Genomic DNA, 19,674 nt, shown 5'->3' with positions numbered 1-19,674 from the left:
CTTCGTGGCGCGCTTTGCGTCAAGAAACCCCTGCATTTCACGGGTGCTTCTATACCGAAGAAGTCAAAGGGACACTAGCACTATCGAAGCTACTTACTGAACACGAGCGACCAGTACCCCAAACGGCGCAAGAGTAATGTGATCGAGCTGTACCTCTGCCGTGCTCGATGCGGGAGACTGGTAGAGGGCGGTGGCACTAGGAGCATGCACTCCTTTTATAGAGATTGTTCTTGCTTCCCCACTCATGTTCAACGCGACAAGGATGGTGGATCCTTCAGCTTTGCGAAGATACGCGAAGACATTCTGGTCGTCCTCATTCACGGCTTGATAGCTACCATCGCGGAGTGCAGGCTCCGATCTCCGCAGAGCCAGCAGCAGCTTATAGGTATTGAAGATAGAGTTTGGGTCTTCCTTCTCTGTGGCAACATTGTTGAGCGAAGCACTGGGTGGAATTGGCAGCCATGGCGTTGCAGAAGTAGTAAAACCTGCCTCTTTTGAGCTATCCCACTGCATGGGTGTGCGCTCACCATCGCGACCTTTTTCTTTGGGCCATCCCAGCTTGCCGATAGGGTCATGAACATCTTCGATGCGGGTGGGCTCGGTGGTACGCATGCCAAGCTCTTCGCCGTAGTACATCTGTGGTGTTCCGCGTGTCGTCAGCAGAAGCGTTGCCATCAGCTTAGCAATCTGGTCGTTATGGACACCGTCACCGTAGCGGTCCCACTGGCGAGGTTGATCGTGGTTGCTGAAGAAGTACTCCGGCTGACCGTGGGCAGTGTTATTTTCGATCTCGTTGAAGAGGTGACGAAACTCCGGCGCTGAGAGTTTATTAACATCTGCGATCTGGAAGTCCATCGGCAGCTGGACCTCATCACCGTTGCCATACATCTTGGTGAGTTCGGCTATATTCGGCTCATCGGCCTCTGTGATGAGCACCGGATCGCCTGGGTACTTACCGACAACTCGTCGCAGTTCTTTCAGCACATCATGCACCTCAGGGTAGTTGTCGGTGTATTTGTGCTCGATATTGCGGTCGCCATAGGCGTTAAAGCCCGGCAGATAGGGGTCGTCGTGCAGGTTCGGATCTTCGAAGAGGCGGGATACCGCGTCGATGCGAAAGCCGGAGACTCCATGCTTCATCCAGAAGTCGAGCACACCGTCCATCGCCTTATGGACTTCAGGATTGCGCCAATTCAGGTCGGGCTGTTGCGGGTAGAAGTAGTGATAGAAATATTGCCCGGTCTTCGTATCGTACGTCCAGGCCGAATGCCCGAACCAGGATTGCCAGTTGTTAGGTGGCTTGCCCGGCCCCTTCCCATCTCGCCAGATATACCAGTCTCGTTTCGGATTCGTGCGCGAGGAACGAGATTCTTTAAACCATTCATTCTGGTCCGACGTGTGATTGATCACGTAATCCATGATGACGCGAATGCCGCGCTTCTTTGCTTCAGCTACAAGGTGATCGAAGTCCGCCATCGTGCCATATACAGGATCGATGGCCGTGTAGTTTGAGATGTCATAGCCATAGTCAATACCCGGTGAAGGGTACATGGGGTTAATCCAGATCGCATCAATTCCGAGGCCCTTCAGGTAGTCGAGACGCGAAGTGATGCCATTGATGTCACCGATGCCATCGCCGTTCGAATCCTGAAAGCTGCGGGGGGAGATCTCATAGATGACAGCGTGCTCCCACCACTCGTCATGGGGTTTGTGTTGCACCTGCGGCTGTTGCGCCAAAGCTGTAGCCGCGAGAAAACATGTAAGTACGAGTGAACCAATGCGCGTCATAAGTCCTTATCCATTCGATCATGAAGGTACTGTCCGTAACGTAATGCTATTTCGAACAACAAATGCGCTTTTCGTTGTCACCCTGAACCCTGAGCGCAGTCGAATGGGAAGGCCCGGGGTGACGACGAAAAACAAACGCAACACGCTCTGCAAAACCACACTTAGAACGAAACCCTGACCGCGAACTGCAATTGCCGCATATTCACATTCTGGTCGAGGCCTACGATCTGACCGGGTGTTCCACCAGCGGTAAGCGAGCAATCGATACATGGTCCATTCGCTTCATTGCTGGCGGTCGGCAGGCTGAGTGCGGGATGGTTGAAGACGTTGATCGCCTGAAATATAAACTGCCCCTTGACCCGTTCCGTAATAGGGAAGTTCTTGGATAAGGAAGCATTTGCGAGGAATTCGCGCGGACCTACAAAAGAGTTCCTTCCTGAGTTGCCAACGATGCCGAAAGCTGGTCTCTGAAACGGCCCCGAGGCCGCTCCGTTCTGACTTAAAGGAGCGACAGGGGTAAAGAACGTAACTGTATGTGTGGCAGTGTTGAATGCCTGTGCACCATGCGGAAGGCTCATTGCCGAACCATCGGGACGGCAAAGAACTCCGCCGCTGATGTTCGTGTCCACATCCTCGTCCGCGTTGCATTCCGCATAGGTCGGAGTAAAAGGCAGACCGCTCATCCAGGTCGAACTTCCGCTCAGTTCCCATCCGCCAACGGCATAGTTTACAAGCTTGTTTTCACCCCCCATAAACCTCTGTCCATGGCCGAAGGGCAGTTCATAGACCCCATACAGATTGAAGACGTTGGTGCGGTTCAGGTCATTGCGAGAATAGGTCAAGGCCGGGTCTTGATTGAAGTAGGTCCCCGAGTTGTTCATGGCCTTGGACCAGGTGTAGTTGGCGTTGAGCGAGAGTCCGTTCTTCAGTTGCTCCTTGAAGGAGGTCTGTAAGCCGTTATAGTTTGCGTGAGCAGCAGGTGCCCCGCTGGTAAGAGTAGTGTTGCAGCAGACGACGCCATTGTTATCGAACCGGTTGAAGTAAGGCATGCGTGCGCTTACGTTTCCCAACTCCGCCGGGGTCGTCGGAAGGCTCCATTGGTTCAGGTTGTATCCAAAGGTACTGCCAGGATAAGTCTTCTCTGCCAGATTGCCTACGTAGGCAATATCGACTGTCAGTCGCGTACCAAACTGCTGCTGCAGACTCACATTCCACTGGTCCACCCTTGGAAGGGCGATCTTCAGCGGACGAATGGTGGGGTAGCTGGTATTGTTCGCCAGGGGAATGAGCCCATCGGCTGGGACCACTGGTGGTGCAGGCAACACTGGGCCGTTAGCCAGGTTGAAGACCGAACTATTTGGACCGAAAGAAGCGGACGCGGTCAGACTCTGGGTCGTGTAGACGGGCGTATTTTCCGTCAGAGATGTTCCGAACAGCGTTCCGTAAAACCCTTCGGAGTCGTACATAATCGCCGCTCCGGCACGCAGAACCAGGCTGGGAGTAATGTTGTAAGCGGCACCTATGCGCGGAGAAAAGTTGTTGTAATCCATCTTTTGGCCGCCATTCGTACCGATGCCGCCAATGCCTGCGACCTGTACGAATCCTGTGCTGAGGTTGGTAAAGCCGCCATTGCCCGCGGCGTTGACAGTCTCTGGAAAGGTCAGCTCCCAACGCAGGCCGTAGGTTAATGTCAACTGCGGCGTGACGCGCCAGGTGTCCTGGCCATAGTAGGCCATGCGCTTCTGGTTGCTGGCCGCGGCATTGTTGTAGACGATGAAGCGCTGGAAGTCTGTGGCGTAGCCCAGCAACGCTGTTCCGAGGTCGAGACCGCCCGACCCCGCCGAACCAGCACCTGTTATACCCGAAGAACTTGTCGTCGATGCATTGAAGTCGATCACGCCGGTGCGGTTCGTGTCGCTTGCGCTGCGCAGTTGCGACGCATAGCGAATGTCCCCACCAAAGCGGACCGTATGATTACCGGCCGTACGGGTCCAATTGTTTGTGACCTGGAACTCCCGCTCACTCTGTTTTAGGGGGCAGTTGCAAATCTGGGTGCCGTTATACGTGACGTCTGCTCCAAGACTGGTCAGGGTGCCAGACCCATTATTGAAGAGATAGTCAGGATTGCCTGAGGTATCGAGTGTGCCGGTATTCAATCCCGGAATACCCAGGGCCGACGCGGGCGCTGATCCGATGTCCGGCTTGTTCTGGTTCACCTGATATTTCATCAGGCCGAAGCGGAAGTCAGTCGCCGTCTTGGAGTTTACCGCCATATCAAAGCCTGCCGAAACGCTTTGGTCCTGTGACCAGTCTGTCCCAGCAAAGTAGGCACCGTCCAGTCCAACGCCTCCTGCCGCGCCAAAGATACTGGATCCGCTCAAGGTGTAGCGCGCATAATCGTAACGGGCAAACGAGTGTATCTTCTGTGTCGTCTGGTCGTCGATGCGAATATCTGCCTGATTTGCATTGTTAGGGCCGAATCCCGACGCAGCGTAGTTGTTTGCCGTCCCCGCACCTGCAACGTTGGGCGCTGGCAGCTCCGAGAGCAACCCAACCACTTGGGGCGAAAGCTTGTTCGTGGGAATCATATTGTTCGTGTAAGCCGCTCCAGTGAGCGGATCGTATACCTGCCCTACGTTACCCGTGCCAAGATACTCACTCAGATTGCAGCCACTTGAACCAGGAGAAAGGCATGTACTCCGCACCAGCGTGGTGGGCACATTGACCACCACGCTCTGCCCGCTCTTTTGCCGGGTCCCCTGATAGTCGACGAAGAAGAAGGTCCGGTTTTTAATGATCGGACCACTGACCGAGCCGCCGAACCGAGCATAAACATTCGGAGGCAGATATCTGCCGGTCAGCGGGCTGGGTTGAAACTGCGTGAAGGGATTGCGTGCCTGTTGCGCATCCGAATAACGGTAGAAATAGACATCGCCGTGGAGGGCGTTACCGCCAGATTTTGTTTCAGCCGTGATGATGCCTCCCGAGGCTCCCCCAAATTCCGCATTGTAGTTCTGAGTAAGCACCTGCATGCCTTGCACGGAGTCCAGGGTCGGATTGATCACAATGATGCCCAGCACGGGGTCACGGTCATCGGTCCCATCCAATATCCAGCTCTGCGTCCCAAAGTTCTGGCCGTTGATCGAATAGCTCGCCGACCCCTGTGGGTCCTGCGAGGCGCTGTTGTTCCCAGTTGAAGGCGATGTGCCTGCTGTCAGCGCCTGCGTCTGCATAAAGTTGCCGGTCAAATTCGGAAGATCGGAGAGCGTCTTCTCATCGATCCTGTCGGCGACCTGTGCGCTCTCGGTCTGGAGAGCTGGCGGGGCCGCTGTGACCGTAACCTGCTGGCTGGCTCCCGCGATCTGTAGCGTTTCATCGACCTTCGGCGCACCGTTCGCATTGACGACGACCCCGTTCGTCTCAATGGGGGCAAAGCCGGAAGCGGTCACATTGACCGTATAGGTGTCCGGGATCAACCGATCAATACGGTAGTTTCCGCTTTCGTTGCTCTGGACCGTTTGCTTGACGCCCTTCGCTGTATCAGTGACGACAACCGTAGCGTTCGGAATTGCGGCGCCCGTATTATCGGTAACCGTTCCATAGATGGTTCCAAAGACAGCTTGAGCCATCGACTCAGCGCTAAAACCAAGCAGCATCGCTGCCAGGCATACTGCGATTTGAATCTGTTTGCGTAACATCATACGACCTCCCAAAGATTGCCTCTGCGCCTGTTCTGCCATCGACCTCCGGCAGAACAGATCCTGAGTGAACGCTCCGGAAAATTTGCCGTAGAGGCTCTGTCGACCTCTTCGTTTTTGATTTCTCGGAACCCAAATACATCTGCTGATGATGCGTTGCCTTGGATATAGGAGGCGTACAAGGATAGTGAAGTCTCTTGAGCGTATGTAGCCGTTGCAGGAAACAATCCTCGCAGATTCAGGTACATAGATAGCCGTTACATATCATGTAACGTTGTATGACGCCTTCACACGCTAGGAAAGGCGTACTCTGGGTCGTCTAGACGGCCCATTATGGGCATCGCTAAAATGGGTTCCGATTTTGTGAAGGGATATGGAATGTCGGCTGATGCGATTCCGGCTCTGCAGGACATAAGTCCTCAGCAGAGAGCTGCACAAATTGAGAAGATCGCCAGAAGCCACGTCTTCTTTGGAGCAGAAACCTCCTACAAGCTCCTCTATTTCCTCGCGGAAAGATCCTTCACCGAGCCCCATGTTCCGTTGAAGGAATATGAGATCGCAACCGAGGTCATGGGACGTAGAAACGACTTCGACCCCAGGAGCGACTCCAGTGTGCGGGTCCAGGTCGCCCGTCTGCGTACCAAACTCGCGGAGTACATGTCCGGCGAAGGGCTGGAAGATCCCTACCTCGTGGAAGTCCCGCGAGGCTCCTACAAACTCACGATGGCTCCCAATCCCCGGGGTGCTGCTTCCCTTTTGGATGAGCGAAAGAGCCACGCCGAAGTAGCGCCATCTTACGCAGGAGACACTAACGGAATCGCCCACGAGGAGTCTCACGAGACCCCACAAAAAGATCTGGCTTCGAAGCGCCACTGGAAGATCCTCACAGCCGTTTTCATTCTTGTCACCATTTCACTTGGACTAACCTATCGATTCCGCAACTACGTCCACTTTGGACGGACGGTACCCGTCGATGCAGCCGTCCGGGAGTTTTGGCAACCCTTCCTCTCTGACCCGCAAGGCCCTCTCACCATCGTGAGCAACGCACCCTTTACCGGCAACGCCGTAAACGGCCTGCGCTACGATCAGCAAGGAGGAAAGAGTGCGGGTACTGCGCATTCCTACTACACCGGCATCGGTGAAGCTGTCAGCATTCACAAGCTGGATACCCTCTTCTCACAGCTCTATGCCCCTCTCCGAGTCAGGCCAGGCAGTCAGCTTTCCGTCGAAGACCTAAAGGACTCCAATCTGATCTTCATCGGAGCTCCCGTAGAGAACCTGATGGTCAAGAAAGTCATCACTCTGAAGCACTTTGAGTTTCAGGAGCTCACCTCCGGTCCTAGGACCGGGCAGGTCGTCATCCAGAATCGCGACCCACTTCCTGGAGAACCCTCCGCCTACATGGCCAGCAGCTTGCCGGATGCGGCATTGGTCGATGACTACGCCCTCATTGCCCGAATGCCGATTGATGCCACGCATGAAGCCATCGTTGCAGCCGGCACAACGACCATTGGAACTGAAGCCGCTGCAGACTACCTCTGCCAACCCGATACGCTCAAACAGCTCCAACAGAAGCTCAGAGCCAGTGGACACGATGGAACCTACGAACTCATCCTCCACATCAAGGTGGTGGAGGATGTTCCCATGAAAGTAGAGATCGTTACAGTCCGTTAGAGCAAGAAGCAGCTACCATCGGATCGCAACCTTCATCGTCTGGTATCCCTCGCCAGCAGGAGCATGTATCTGCAGCAGGTCTCCATGCAGCTCCGCGCCCTCGACCTTGAGTGGAGATTCCGAGATCCCGGCCCTCTCATTTCGACGAACCTTGAGAGTCTGTTCCGTGCCACCAGGAGCCTCCAACGTCAGGGTCAAAGACTGAGCCTCGCGCTTCTCCTCGAGTACATGCATATGCTGCGATCGCATACCTTGTCGAGTCGTTGCTTCGTCCTCGAAGCTCACCTCGACTGGGGGCAGAGGCAAACGGAGTGCATGATGCAAAGCGGCCTGTTCTTTACACGGCGTCGTCGCAGCAGCAAGGCACAACGTCGTCGGCTCGGTGGAGGCCGCATCGACCACAAGCTCAGAACCTTCGCGATTCATCGTGATCGTGTAGCGAGTGTTCCCAACAGCCACGTTGCGCAGCGTAACCTGATTCCAGTCCGCCGGAAGTTGCGGCGAGATCGTCAGCCGATGGTTCAGTGCATCAGCACTGATACCGAAAAGCCCACGGATAGCCGGGCTGAGCAGCATCGCCGACGACCACATCTGGTGCGAGCTGCTGCGTGCAAGCGGTTGATAGAACTCCCCCGAAAGCAACTCCGTAATCGCTCCGGGATCCTGCAGCCAAGTAAGCCTCGCGCTCGATTGCAGGTGTTCAAAGGCTTCGAGGCTACGGCCCGTGCGGTACTCCGCCATGGACGCCCATCCGGTGTAGAGCGGCCATACCGAACCGAGATGGTAGCTGATCGGATCGTAGATCGACTGCACATCTGCAATCGATCGAACACCCCAGTCGACAGTGAAATGGCTGCTCGCCCAATCGCTAAACGTCTGCTCTGGCTCTGCCGGATGCAGATCTCCCGTCCACCACGCAACACTGGGGAAGATCGATCGTACCTCTTCAAACGAGCCATCGTGATTGCGGCTGAAGCGATAGACCCCGGCGGGAGAGCGGTAAGCCGCCAAACGATCCTCGACTGTCCGCGCAGTCTCCAGCGAACCGGCCTCAAGTTTCGCATCGCCCATAATCTTAGCCAGCCGCGAGATCGCAAGGTTCGCCTGTGCATCCAGGGCGACGAGATAAATCTCCTGGTCAGGCTTATGCGGCAGCCACTCCTCTACCCAGCCGGTACCTTGTGAGTTGTCCATCGCTCCAGCTGTTGTGTGTGCGCGCGTAAAACGATAGGCCAGTTGGATCTGCTGCCAGTGTGCGCGAAGAAACTCGATATCGCCGCTCGTCCGAACATAGTCATCCACCGCCATCAGGAGAAGAGGCGTGGCGTCCGCAGCAGCATATTGGTACGGCATGGAACGCCAGTTGACCTGGTCCGCCGTCTGCGAGAGTTCGTGCATGATCTTGCCGTCGTCCCGCTGCTGCGACAGCAGAAACTCCAATGCGCCACGGCTCAGTTGAAAATCTCCATAGCTGTTGACCGCGTAGAGAGTCCAGAGCGTATCGCGACCGAAGAACCAGCCATAGCCAGGCCGAGCAGTCGTTCCCGCAGATAGCCACCCCCCCGTCATCCCGATCCCCTTCGCGAGTGGGGTACGCGATTGGTCGACCGCAATCTCTGCCCAGCTCAAAGCCTTGTCGAGCTCGGGGTCAGGCGTCGTCGCCTCGAACCGGTTGTCGAAGAAGTGCTTATAGAACTCCGCGGTTGAGCGGTAGAGCTCTGGAATCTGATCTTCGGTCGCTAGAACACGATCGAACAGCGCGTCTGTCGGATCGACTCCAGGACTGGTTGGAGTTGCCACACCATCTGGCGTCGAAACTCCAACCAGCAGCGGATAGAAGGTATGGTCGTCGCGTTTTGGATCGTAGGAAAAGGTCAGAACCGCTGGAGTCTCTGCCGCGCGCTCCTGATAGGGACGGAGGTCCCCATGAGTTGCGCCGGGCATCGCAACCACTCCATAAAGCCCTGGACTACTGGTCTGCAGAACATAGCCGCTGCCCCCTGGCCGCACTCTCCAAGAAGCATCGGCAGCTCCGAAGTTCGGAGCAGGCCACTCAGGCGTCATGGAGGGGTCAAAGCTGAGCGAGATCTGCGCCGGGCGTGTCGCATGGACTTCAAACAGAACCACCGCAGAGGCAATGCCTTGAGCTCCCGTTCGCGGTAGAAACATATGCTGCCGCACCGTGATCGCCGCGTGGGAGTACGTAATGGTAGTGTGGTCCGGTTCAACGTCAACGTCGGTCACCAGACCGTTCAGCACGATCGGGGCATCGTACCCCTGGAGTCGTGCCGTCAGGCGCGCATTGCGCAGAATCTGCACAGGCATCAGCCAGAGCTCGAAGCTGCCATCCTGCGAGCCCAGAATGGCAGAGTGCTCGCCCACCAGCGTAAACGGTTGTTGGGTCTCAGCCGGGTGGTGGATTCCCAGGGGGCTGCTCGTCAGGGGGAACTGTACAAGAGAGTTGGAAGATTGAGCCTCTAAGGCTAAAGGAACCAGTGCGAGTTGCAGCAGAAGGAATATCTTGAACATTGAATCTTTGAGCCCCACCGAAACATAGCCTGTCAAAGCAGGTACCCTTCTGTCACTACATTTCACTGTACTCCGCCGTATTTGACGGTGAAATGACGGGTTAAATCCTGCGATTCCAGCACAATGACTGCATCACTCGAAGGCTATCGTTTCCCGCTCTTCCACTCTTCATAAGAGATACGTGGAATGGTCATGAAGGCATCTCGAGTCTTCACATACGATCCAAGACCGTTCATGCGGCCGATGGCGTGCAGCTCCTCGGCCTTTACAAAAGGACCTGCCGGGTCCACATACTTATCTTCGACATACATGGCGACAACTCTGCCGAGGATGATCCGCGAACGGCCGATCTCCATCGTCGTGTACTCTTTGCATTCGAGAGCGGCATGCGCCTGCGCAATACGGGGCACCTTCACCAACTGCGAGGGCGCCGTGGTCAAGCCGGCCATCTCCAGTTCGTTGATCTCAGGGGGAAAGTCTGTAGCGCAGATGTTCATCTGCTCTGCCAGATCTTCGGTCACGACATTCACCACAAACTCACCCGTGCGCCGAATGTTCCTGGCAGTATCCTTCGGCACAAAACCTTCGTCAGGCCGGTTGGTCACGCCCATTCCGATAATCGGTGGATCGGTGCAGAGATAGTTGTAGGCACTGAAGGGAGCGGCGTTCAGGCTGCCATCTACATTCATGCTGGTGACTAACGCGATTGGCCGCGGTGCGACCAGACCAACCAAAAGCTTGTAGGCGACCCCTGCAGCAGCTTGTTCCAGATCAAATGTCACGGACAGATCTCCTGGTTCCCTTCAGCTTAAATCCTGCGGGATACCTGCCAGTCTAGCGGACGAGCTATAGAACCCCACCCATCAAAGGATCGCTAAAGCTGGAACGGCCAGTTTCCACGCGTCCAGCATAGCGAGCCGTAGCCATTGCGTGGTCAGCCCCAACGATGAAGTCGTACCAGCCATAGCTCTGCTTAAGATTCAGTACGACAGACACCTCACGCCCGGCAGAGACCTCTTTGGTGACGATGCCCGTCTTGTACGACTTATCCAGCACCGAGACCCTGACTGGCTGTGTCCCGGGATTATGCAGGAACACCTGCAAGTTCCCCGTCGGAATCGAATGCTCGCGCTCATAGGTCGTACGCACGTGCACGACGGGTCCATTGGCTTCGCCTATGAAGGAACGGTAGAAGCCATTCGGTCCATGCACGTCGATCGAGTAACCGCTGCCCGCGAATAGCGCCAACGGAAACTCCTCGGAGAGTGTATCTCCCGGCTTCACAGCATACGTCGCGGCGATCATCCCCTGATCGGAGGTATTGCGCAAATACACATTGAAGGGCGCACCGGCTGAACGCTTTCCGTGTACCTCGTTGCCGGCCTTCAAATGCAGCTCGAACTTCGTGCGATCGGCGCTCAGTTTGCCCTCTGCATAGAGTTCGTACGGGAGCGCACACGCTGGGCGAATGCCCTTCTCCTGATGCGCCATCAGTTCAGACTGGAGCAAGTTATGGCTGATCTCGTCTATCTGCTCAGGTGTCAGCTTCCTGTAATTCGAAGGCACTTCCTTATTGCGAGCCTGCTGGATGCTTACGACAAACTTGTCCCGATCCAAATAATCGAGCCTTGATTCTTTCGCATCATGGGGACGGAAGCACGAGGTTAGATCGCCAGAGATCGAGCGACGCCACGTGCTGATGTTCTCTTCCCTGACCTTCTTGCCATGCTTGTTCTGTATAAATTCTTCTAGGAACATCAGCGTCGAAGTGTGATCGAAGAGTTGCGAGTTGACCCAGCCTCCACGGCTCCATGGAGACGCAACGACCATCGGCACCCGAAAACCCATGCCGATTGGACCGGAGCGCGCCTCTTTCTCCGGCACCGCCTGCTTCAACTCGTCCTCGACATAGGTGTACTCAAGACCTGTATCGACACCGGCAGAGGCTCCCCCAGTCTGCGGCCGCTTCGGATCTGCAGCCACGAAAGAAGGCGCGTGATCGAAGTAGCCGTCGTTTTCGTCGTAGGTCAGAATGAAGATCGTCTTCTTCCAGACCTCTGGATTTTTCGTCAGAATATCCATGACTTCAGAGACGTACCACGCCCCGTACCACGGCGAGGTTGGATGGTCTGAGAACTTCTCCGGCGCGCTCAGCCAGGAGACAGTGGGCAGCTTGCCCTCGTCTACGTCCTTTCGAAACTGATGCAGGAGGTCTCCCTTCGGCACCATCATCTTCTGCTGCTTGCCGCCGTCTTCGAAGCTAAGGGATTCCAACGCCCTGTACTGGGGATCCCCGGCATTCGTAATAAAGGCCGCATCGTGAAGCATGCGCTGCTGCTCGCTAAGCTCTTTGTAGCGGGACTCGCCACTGTTTCTGAGAGATGCTTTGATCTTCTCGATACGCTTCCGATCGCTCGCGATCATGGCACGGTGTTGTGCCGCGACTTGAGGATCTTTTTCATCCGTCAGTGCCTGCTGGCGCTTTTCCACCTGCTCCGTGAGCGAATCAATCTGCTCCTGCATGCTTAGAACACTGCCCGGATAAGCCTCGACGTTGTACGCGGCAAAGTATTCCAGAATGTTGCAGCCGAAGTTCGACAGCCACGCATTCTGTTCCTTACTCATGCCGCCGGCGTTCGTCAACTCATTCTGATAGAACTTCCATCGAATCCCAGCCTCATGCAAACGCTCCGGGTAGGTCTTCCATGTCATGTCTCCAGAAAGAATCTCATCGTTCCGCATGAAGACCCTGGAGTCGTTACGCTGCTCATCCCGTATCGTGCCCGTCCAGAAGGCGCTGCGATTCGGCGTTGTACTGGTCATTACCGAGCAGTAGTTCTGATCGCACACCGTAAAGGCATCCGCAAGCGCGTAGTAGAACGGCAGGTCTTCGCGCGTGTAGTGCCCCATTGTCAGCGGCAGATGCGAATACTCGCGCGTGTAAGAACGCTTGGCCTCCAGCCATCCATCGTGGTGCCCTTCGTTCCAGGCATCCACCTGGCTATGACGTGTATGCGGAACGGACCCCATCCACGTAATGCGCGTGTCCCGGATATCCAATCGCCAGGGCGCGTAAGAGTTTCCAGCCGCATCGGTCTGCACAAACACAGAGTTGCCGTTGGGCAGGCGAATCGCACGCGGATCGTTGAAGCCTCGCACACCCTGCAGGGTGCCCAGCGCGTGATCGAAGGAACGATTCTCCTGCATCAGGATGACGATGTGCTCGGCATCCATGTAGGTAGAACCCGCTTCAGGCTCGATGGCCAACGCCCGCTGGATAGACTCGGGAACCAGACCGGATACTCCCGCCGCTCCCGACAACATTGCCGCAATCTTAAGAAAATCCCGCCGTGTCTGCGCCATGTTTTGATTCTTTCACAATTGCGTGGGCAATCGCGTTAAGGCGCAGCGAAGGAGATCCCTTACCCAATTGGGGCTTTTGCTGTTGCATTTGCTTTTCTGTTTGTCATTCCGAACGAAGTGAGCGAACCTGCTTTCTCCCGTTTTTCTCTCATGCCGCCAAAAACATTGCGCGCAAAACGGTACGAGTAGTCCTAGAAGCTCAACTTCAACGCTCCCTGCATGATGCGTGGCTGTGCAGCACTAATGGCCTGACCAAACGTCGAACTGCCGATATCTCCATCAACCGAACCAGGCCCAGTGAACTGTGTGTGGTTGAAGACATTGAAAGCCTCTACGCGGAAAAGAATGGCAACCGAGTCTGTAATCGGCAGCTTTTTGGCAACCGCCATATCGTAGTTGTCCACACCAGGACCATAGAAGAACCGTCTCTTGGAAGTTCCCGGCTCTCCCAGTTGATTCATGGAGAAGACGGCGGTATTGAAGTAAACGCTGTTAGTACGCGGATTGTGGTTCAGGTGAAGCGCACCACCCGTGTAATCGGGCTCGTCGATGCTGCTATTGTTGATGCCGTTTGGATTCGTTCCAATCAACGAGTTGTCTCCGTTGTTGATCATCGTCACAGGAAAGCCGCTGGCGAAGTGACTGATACCCGATAGCGACCATCCTCTGCTGAGGCGGTTCGGACGAAAGAGCTGATCGAACGGCAACTGGTACTCATAGCTGATAACAACGTTGTGCTTTACGTCGAACGAAGAGATGGCATAGCTCAACGCAGGATGGAAGGGGTTAACCTCTTCTCCTATGTTCGACGACTGGTCGAGGGACTTGCCATAGGTATAGGCAGCCGAGACTTCGAGGCGGCCGCTGGTGTGATGGGCACTGATCTCAAGTGCGTTGTAGTTGGCGCTGCCGATTGTCGATTGCAGAGCGTTGCTGCCAAAGTTCGGACCAAGCGGGCCGCGTGTTCCATTCACCACGCCGCCGCCTATGGGGTAATAGACACCATTCTCGCCACCGGAACCGCACGTAGCCGTCCCGCTCACAACCTCGCTCGACTGGCTGAGGCTCAGGCACAATGCAGGATTGCCGGGATTGGGCTCGATAAGCACCCGCTGATGATGACTGGAGTTGCCTACATACGTCGCACTAAGAACGGTGTTAGGTCCGACCTGGCGCTCGATCGAGAGTGTCCACTCTTCCGTATAAGGCGTGGTGTTGTGGATGTCGTATCCAGGGATGCCGCTGATCGGCTCATAGGTAGCCCAGTTGATGTTCACATCGGGGTTACTGCGCGACGAGTTCAATGGGGCAAAGGTATACGGGAAGGGCTGACCGTTATTCTGCCCGGTGGACGCGGTGATGAAGGGTGTAGCGAAGAGCGAAGGGAGAGGGCTGGTATAGGTTGTGCCATAGGGCGCATTGGCAGCCAGCACACTGATCGATAGCGCATCAATCGCGGTGTAGAAGTTACCCGCGCTCGCTCGAATGCTGGTCGTCCCCGGAGCCCCAAGGATCTTTTCGAGGAAGCTGCCCGAAGCCGCCTGTGGAGACCAGGCCAGACCAACACGCGGAGCAAAACTATGATTGTCGATCGGAGCGAGGGTGTTCGGAATACCGGGGTCTCCAGGATAGAGAATGCCCGGAGGCGCGCCAGGAAAGACAGTCGACTGTGCCCCAGCGACGAACGTCGAGATCTGGTTGTACTTCTCCGACCACGGGGCAATGCGGTCCCAGCGGAGGCCGTAGTTCAGCGTGAGATTGGGTAGTATCTTCCAACTGTCCTGCGCAAAGAGGCCTGCATATTTATTGCGGGCATAGAAGGGGTTGAGCTGGCTCTGGTTGTACTGAGCGGGTACACCGATCAGGAAGTCTGCGAAGTCCACACCGGTCTCCTGTCCGGAGAAGACGAAGCTGCCATTGAACTGGGCGATGGGATCGGCATTCACCTGGTCGGCATGAAACGCACCGCCAAACTTCAACGTATGCGCGCCGATCACCTTCGAGAAGTTATCTGTGACCTGATAGGTATCGTTCGTCTGGATAAGTTGATTGGCCGCAGCGCCGGTGGAATAGCCGTTGAAGTTCAGGTTCTCCACGCTCTGCCCCTTGGGATCGAGGGCGACGATGCTGGGAGTTCCATCAGCATTCGCAAAACCCTGCGAGACCAGGCTCACGCCTTTGCCGCCCACGGGCTGCCCAAGATTGTTGACGTCGCGCATGTAGCTGACGTGAAGCTCATTGACCGCCGTGGCGCCGAAGGTCTTCGTATCGCCAAGAGAGACGAGTTGCGCGCGGCCGGTGGAGAGAGCATCGAAACCAGGGACACTGGCTCCGCTCTGTGCCACTGGATAGGGGTTGTCGAGCTTGAAGTCGTCGATGAAGTAGTACGCCGACACCAGCCCTAGAAGGGTATTCGCATCAATGCGAATGGCTCCCTTGTCGTCACGGAGAGTCTGGTTGTAGGCCGAGGTAGAGAAGCCATTCGCGGTATTCGGTGCGGGAATGTACTGCAGCATCCGTTGAGCCGGAACGGACCACGCACTCGTAGGAATCACTGCATTGGGAAACACGCACTGCGCCGATGTTGTGCAGCCGGAGACATAGTAGGGTTCGCCGGAGACTACGGTGTACCCCAGCTTCTGCGTAAGCAGAGAGGCAAAGTAAGCACCGCCCACTGCTCCGGAAAGCTGATTCCCTGCCGTCCCGTTGGTGAAATCCAAAAGATTTCCCGTGCGGTCCGCAGCTGAAGGAACGCTGATGTTGCCGGTATCGATGCCTTGCGTCTGCCGAGTTCCCTGATAGTCGACGAAGAAGAAGATCTTATCGCGGCGAATCGGGCCACCGATAGTGCCACCGAATTGGTTCTGCCGGTAAACGCCACGCGTGGGAGAAAAGTAGTTGCGAGCATCGAGAGCCGTGTTGCGCAGAAAGTCGAAGGCATTGCCGTGAAACTGATTCGTTCCAGCCTTGGTGATGACGCTGATCTGGCCGCCGCTGAACTCTCCGTATTCGGCATCGAAGTTGCTCGTAATGATGCGGAACTCAGCAATCGAATCCAGGTTGGGAAGGATGGCCGTGCCGGCGTTGACATCTTCTTCCGCATCGCTACCGTTCACGCTGAAGAAGTTAGCGAACTCCCGTTGACCGTTCACCGATACCGTGCCGGGATTTTGGACACCCGAAGGACTGAGCACAGTTGCTCCGACATCCTGCACCGTGGTGGAGGTAATCGATGTTGCAGGCGCCACACCAGCCTGCAGCGAGAGCAGATCTGTATAGCTGCGACCATTGAGGGGAACGGCCGTCATCTGCCTGCCGGTGATGACCTCTCCCAGCTGCGTGCTCGTCATCTCCACATGCAAGGTGTCATCAGTCACGCTCACAGTCTCAGCAACGCTACCGACTTCGAGAGGTGCGTCGAGCGTGAGGGCCGCGTTGGTGTCGAGCACAATATCGGTACGTTGATAGGTGTGAAAACCTGGGGCCTGCACCTCCAGTTGATAATGGCCAACCGGCAGCACGGGAAAGAAGTAGAGCCCTTTGCTATCGGTGTGAGTCTGGTATGAGAGGCCCGTACTGATCTCGCGAATAACGACGCTCGCCTTGGGAATTACCCTCCCGGAAGGATCTTTGACAAGGCCGGAGATTCTTCCTCCCACACTGGCCCACGCGACAGCAGCGGACAGAATCACAAAAACGAATAGTACCCGTATGCCGTTATTCACAAAGAGAGCGAGGCCCTGCCACGACCCCCTCTGCGACCTTTGCGTCTTCCCCTGCTCCCTCCGCGTCAAGGCTTTTGCTGTTGCCTGTTCTTTGCCTGTGCTTGCAATGATCTTCAACATATCTTTGTTCCGATCTTTCTCTTGTTGTTTCGTGACGGTAAGCACTGAAACGATCTAGTCGACAGTGATAGGAACATTCACGCTGACCTGATACTGCGAGGAACCACTACCCGCAGTTCCTGTAACCACGACGTTGTAAGTGCCCTTGCTTGTGCCTGGGTCGGTACCGCTTGCTGAGTTACCGCTGCAACCCATCGCCGTAAAGAGAACGGCCATCGCGATAAGGACCAGCAGCACCTTGCTACGCTCCCTGCGTCTGGGGAAAACGAACAGAAGGAGGCAGGCTAGACTAGCTCCGCCGCCTGCTCCAAACCAGCCATAGCGTGTATTCAGTTTGCTGCTAAGCGGGTGGGCTGGCGTAGTGTTGACCGTCAGTGAGACCTGCCCCGTACCGGTAGTCGAGTTCGGATTCACAAAGCAGGCTGATTCCTTCAACGTGCCGGGCATCGTGCAGGTAAGGCTTATCGGATTGCTATATCCAGTCGCTACATTCACCGTAACGTTGGCGATTGCGGCGGATCCCACAGCAGCCGTTACCCCCGGGGACGATAGTGCGAAGTCCGAGATGGTGATCGGAACGACCACCGAGACTGACTCTGTATAAGTCGAATCACCCTGGTAGAACGCGGTCAGAGTATTAATGCCTGCAGTGCCGTCAACAGCAGTGGTCAATGTCGCCACACCATTCACAAGTGATACAGGATTGCCGACGTTGATTCCGTTGAGCTCGAACTGAACCTGGCCTGTAGGTTTAGCCGCTCCCGTTGAGGCATCCACCACGTTCGCAGTCAACGTAACGGATCCGTTGGGAGTGATGCTGGACGAAGAGGCTGTTGCGGTCGTCGTAGAAGCAGAGCCCGACGGCAGCACCTGAATCTCACCCATCATGCCGGAGTCTTCGTGTTGCAGAATGTGGCAGTGGTACACAAAGGTCCCGACGATATTCGGATCGCGGAAGTCCATCCGAACCTTCACGCTCGGATAAGCTCCTGTTCCGTTCCAGTAGGGCAGGTCCACGGTGTCGCGGATAGCTGGATCGTTGGTAGCTACGCCATTCACCTCGAGAACCTGAAAGTGGATCTGGTGGATATGGAAGATGTGATCTTCCTGCGCGGTGTTTTGAATCACCCAATCCTCCACCGTGCCCGAATGGACAACGATGTTCGGCGGCTGGTCCATCGTGAATATCGCAGGCGTCTGCCCTTGTTCGGTGATGAAGAAATTGGTCGGACTGTTCGGATTGGTAGGGTCCTGCAACACTTCAGAGAAGGCAAGATTGCGCTGCGCTACAGGAGTCGCCTGGGCAAGGGCAGCGAACCGTTTGACCTTGAGAGGCACAGCCCGCGATGGCAGCTTCGACACCAATGCACTTGCCGTTCCAGCCGTCTCCGCGCCGACAGAGCTGACAATATTCGCAATGGTTCGTGTCGGATCGAAATCCCCATCCGGCCCAGTGTTCCAATACTGGGTGACAAGCTGTGCCTGATCGCCGACATTCGGTGTCGTCACCACGAACTCAGCACGAGAGCCCGGGGGCAGCAGAATGCTCGTCTCGCTAAACGACGGCTGACCGCTTGTGCCCGCAGCAATGGGATATCCATCGATCGCAACCACCTGCACCGACTGCGCCGTTCCATTGACGACATACTGCAAGTCCATGATGGTGTCGGCAGCCGTGTTGGCCATGCGCCACAACTCCTGCTGCGCAGGATTCGTCGGGATCACCGCCGGCGTGTACGTGGGATAGGTTACGGGAACATAGTTGATCGACAGATCCCACGCGGGAATATTCGCATCGTTGGCTTCCGAGGCAGGTAGCACCTGGTCACGCAGAACAAAGGTCCGCTCCGTCAGGCCAGCCAACGCGGTATCCACATTTTGCAGCCCTTCAACGATCAGCGCTCCGGTCGCGCCACCCTGCACTTGTCCTTCACTGAAGCCGTGAGGATGCGGGTGATACCAGTACAGTCCGGGCGGCTCATTCGCGGGAATCTGCACGGTGTAGTCGAAGCTCTGTCCCGGCTGAACCAGCGTATGGACGACCTCATCCTGTCCGCATACGGGTGCAACATTCATCCCGTGAAAGTGGATGTTGGTGGCAGAAGCCGACATCGTGCCATTGCAGGCACTGCTGGTACTGGTGACTGCCGTGTGCGGAGTCAGATCCATCTTCATGCCCGCCATGTTGTCGCTGGAACTAGTGGCAGATGCCGCAGGCAGATTGTTCTGAAAGTGAATGATGAGCGTGTCGCCCGGATTGACGCGGAGTGTAGGCGCTTCGAGTCCCGTGTTCGTCACATAGCAATAGCGAACAAGTCCCTGGGCATCGGTTACGGTCTGGAAGGTGAATGTAACCTCAAGCGTTCCATTGCTGCTCTTCAACTCAGGAGGAGCTGTGACGGACGATCCAGCTGCAAACCTTGCGCAAACCTGGTCCGCTCCACTCTGCCCCTTGGCCGTGCATACACCCAGGAAAAGCACCAGAAGCAAAGCGGAAACCACAGAACACGCTTTGCGAAACAGACGGCCGCTTTTGTCTACAATCTGCAGCTCACACTTCATTGCCTCAACCTCAAAAAAGAACAGGTTTCGTCCTTTGGCCAATAAGGGGTCATTGGTCATCGCGACATTGGATACTTTGCAGGGAGGAATCCTTGGTAGGGATACTCGCCGTCTATTGGCTATATAAGACTTTACAAGTCCGATATCAATATACGACAAATAGAGTCTGAGTTCGAGGAGAATCGTAAAATTTTCACGCTGGGCAAACAAAACGC

Annotated in this window: 8 protein-coding genes; 1 reads left to right on the top strand and 7 read right to left on the bottom strand. The window is 55.9% G+C overall.

Features of this window, described 5'->3' with window-relative positions; genetic code table 11:
• Nucleotides 1-93: 93 nt before the first annotated feature.
• Together GSQ91_RS15085 and GSQ91_RS15080 are read right to left on the bottom strand one after the other, a co-directional pair.
• A complete protein-coding gene (locus GSQ91_RS15085; protein ID WP_158822589.1) occupies nucleotides 94-1,788 on the bottom strand; it encodes an alpha-glucosidase in 1,695 nt (564 codons plus the stop codon).
• 161 nt (nucleotides 1,789-1,949) lie between these two features.
• Nucleotides 1,950-5,489 (bottom strand): TonB-dependent receptor, encoded by a 3,540-nt coding sequence (locus GSQ91_RS15080; protein ID WP_158822588.1) that lies wholly within the window; start codon nucleotides 5,487-5,489, stop codon nucleotides 1,950-1,952.
• Between the two features lie 330 nt (nucleotides 5,490-5,819).
• Here GSQ91_RS15080 and GSQ91_RS15075 point away from each other — a divergent pair, with 330 nt between their 5' ends.
• Complete coding sequence (locus GSQ91_RS15075) at nucleotides 5,820-7,160, top strand: helix-turn-helix domain-containing protein (protein ID WP_158822587.1); 1,341 nt, start codon at nucleotides 5,820-5,822, stop codon at nucleotides 7,158-7,160.
• Between the two features lie 12 nt (nucleotides 7,161-7,172).
• On the opposite strand, the gene GSQ91_RS15070 is transcribed toward GSQ91_RS15075, so the two are convergent.
• The 5 genes from GSQ91_RS15070 to GSQ91_RS15050 form a co-directional block, all read right to left on the bottom strand.
• Nucleotides 7,173-9,689 carry an amylo-alpha-1,6-glucosidase gene (locus GSQ91_RS15070; protein ID WP_158822586.1) on the bottom strand — a complete coding sequence of 839 codons (2,517 nt, stop codon included), beginning with the start codon at nucleotides 9,687-9,689 and terminating at the stop codon, nucleotides 7,173-7,175.
• Between the two features lie 143 nt (nucleotides 9,690-9,832).
• On the bottom strand, nucleotides 9,833-10,471 hold the full coding sequence (locus tag GSQ91_RS15065; protein WP_158822585.1) for a flavin reductase family protein: 639 nt from the start codon (nucleotides 10,469-10,471) through the stop codon (nucleotides 9,833-9,835).
• A 64-nt stretch (nucleotides 10,472-10,535) separates the two neighbouring features.
• Nucleotides 10,536-13,052 carry a phosphocholine-specific phospholipase C gene (locus GSQ91_RS15060; protein WP_158822584.1) on the bottom strand — a complete coding sequence of 839 codons (2,517 nt, stop codon included), beginning with the start codon at nucleotides 13,050-13,052 and terminating at the stop codon, nucleotides 10,536-10,538.
• Between the two features lie 191 nt (nucleotides 13,053-13,243).
• Entirely contained in the window at nucleotides 13,244-16,897 is a 3,654-nt protein-coding gene (locus GSQ91_RS15055; RefSeq protein ID WP_158822583.1) for a TonB-dependent receptor, read from the bottom strand.
• A 54-nt stretch (nucleotides 16,898-16,951) separates the two neighbouring features.
• Nucleotides 16,952-19,399 carry a multicopper oxidase domain-containing protein gene (locus GSQ91_RS15050; RefSeq protein WP_158822582.1) on the bottom strand — a complete coding sequence of 816 codons (2,448 nt, stop codon included), beginning with the start codon at nucleotides 19,397-19,399 and terminating at the stop codon, nucleotides 16,952-16,954.
• Nucleotides 19,400-19,674 lie beyond the last annotated feature (275 nt).

Origin of the sequence: Granulicella sp. S156, from assembly GCF_009766105.1 — a bacterium.
Lineage (GTDB): Bacteria > Acidobacteriota > Terriglobia > Terriglobales > Acidobacteriaceae > Granulicella.
This window is presented reverse-complemented; position numbering and strand designations above follow the sequence as displayed.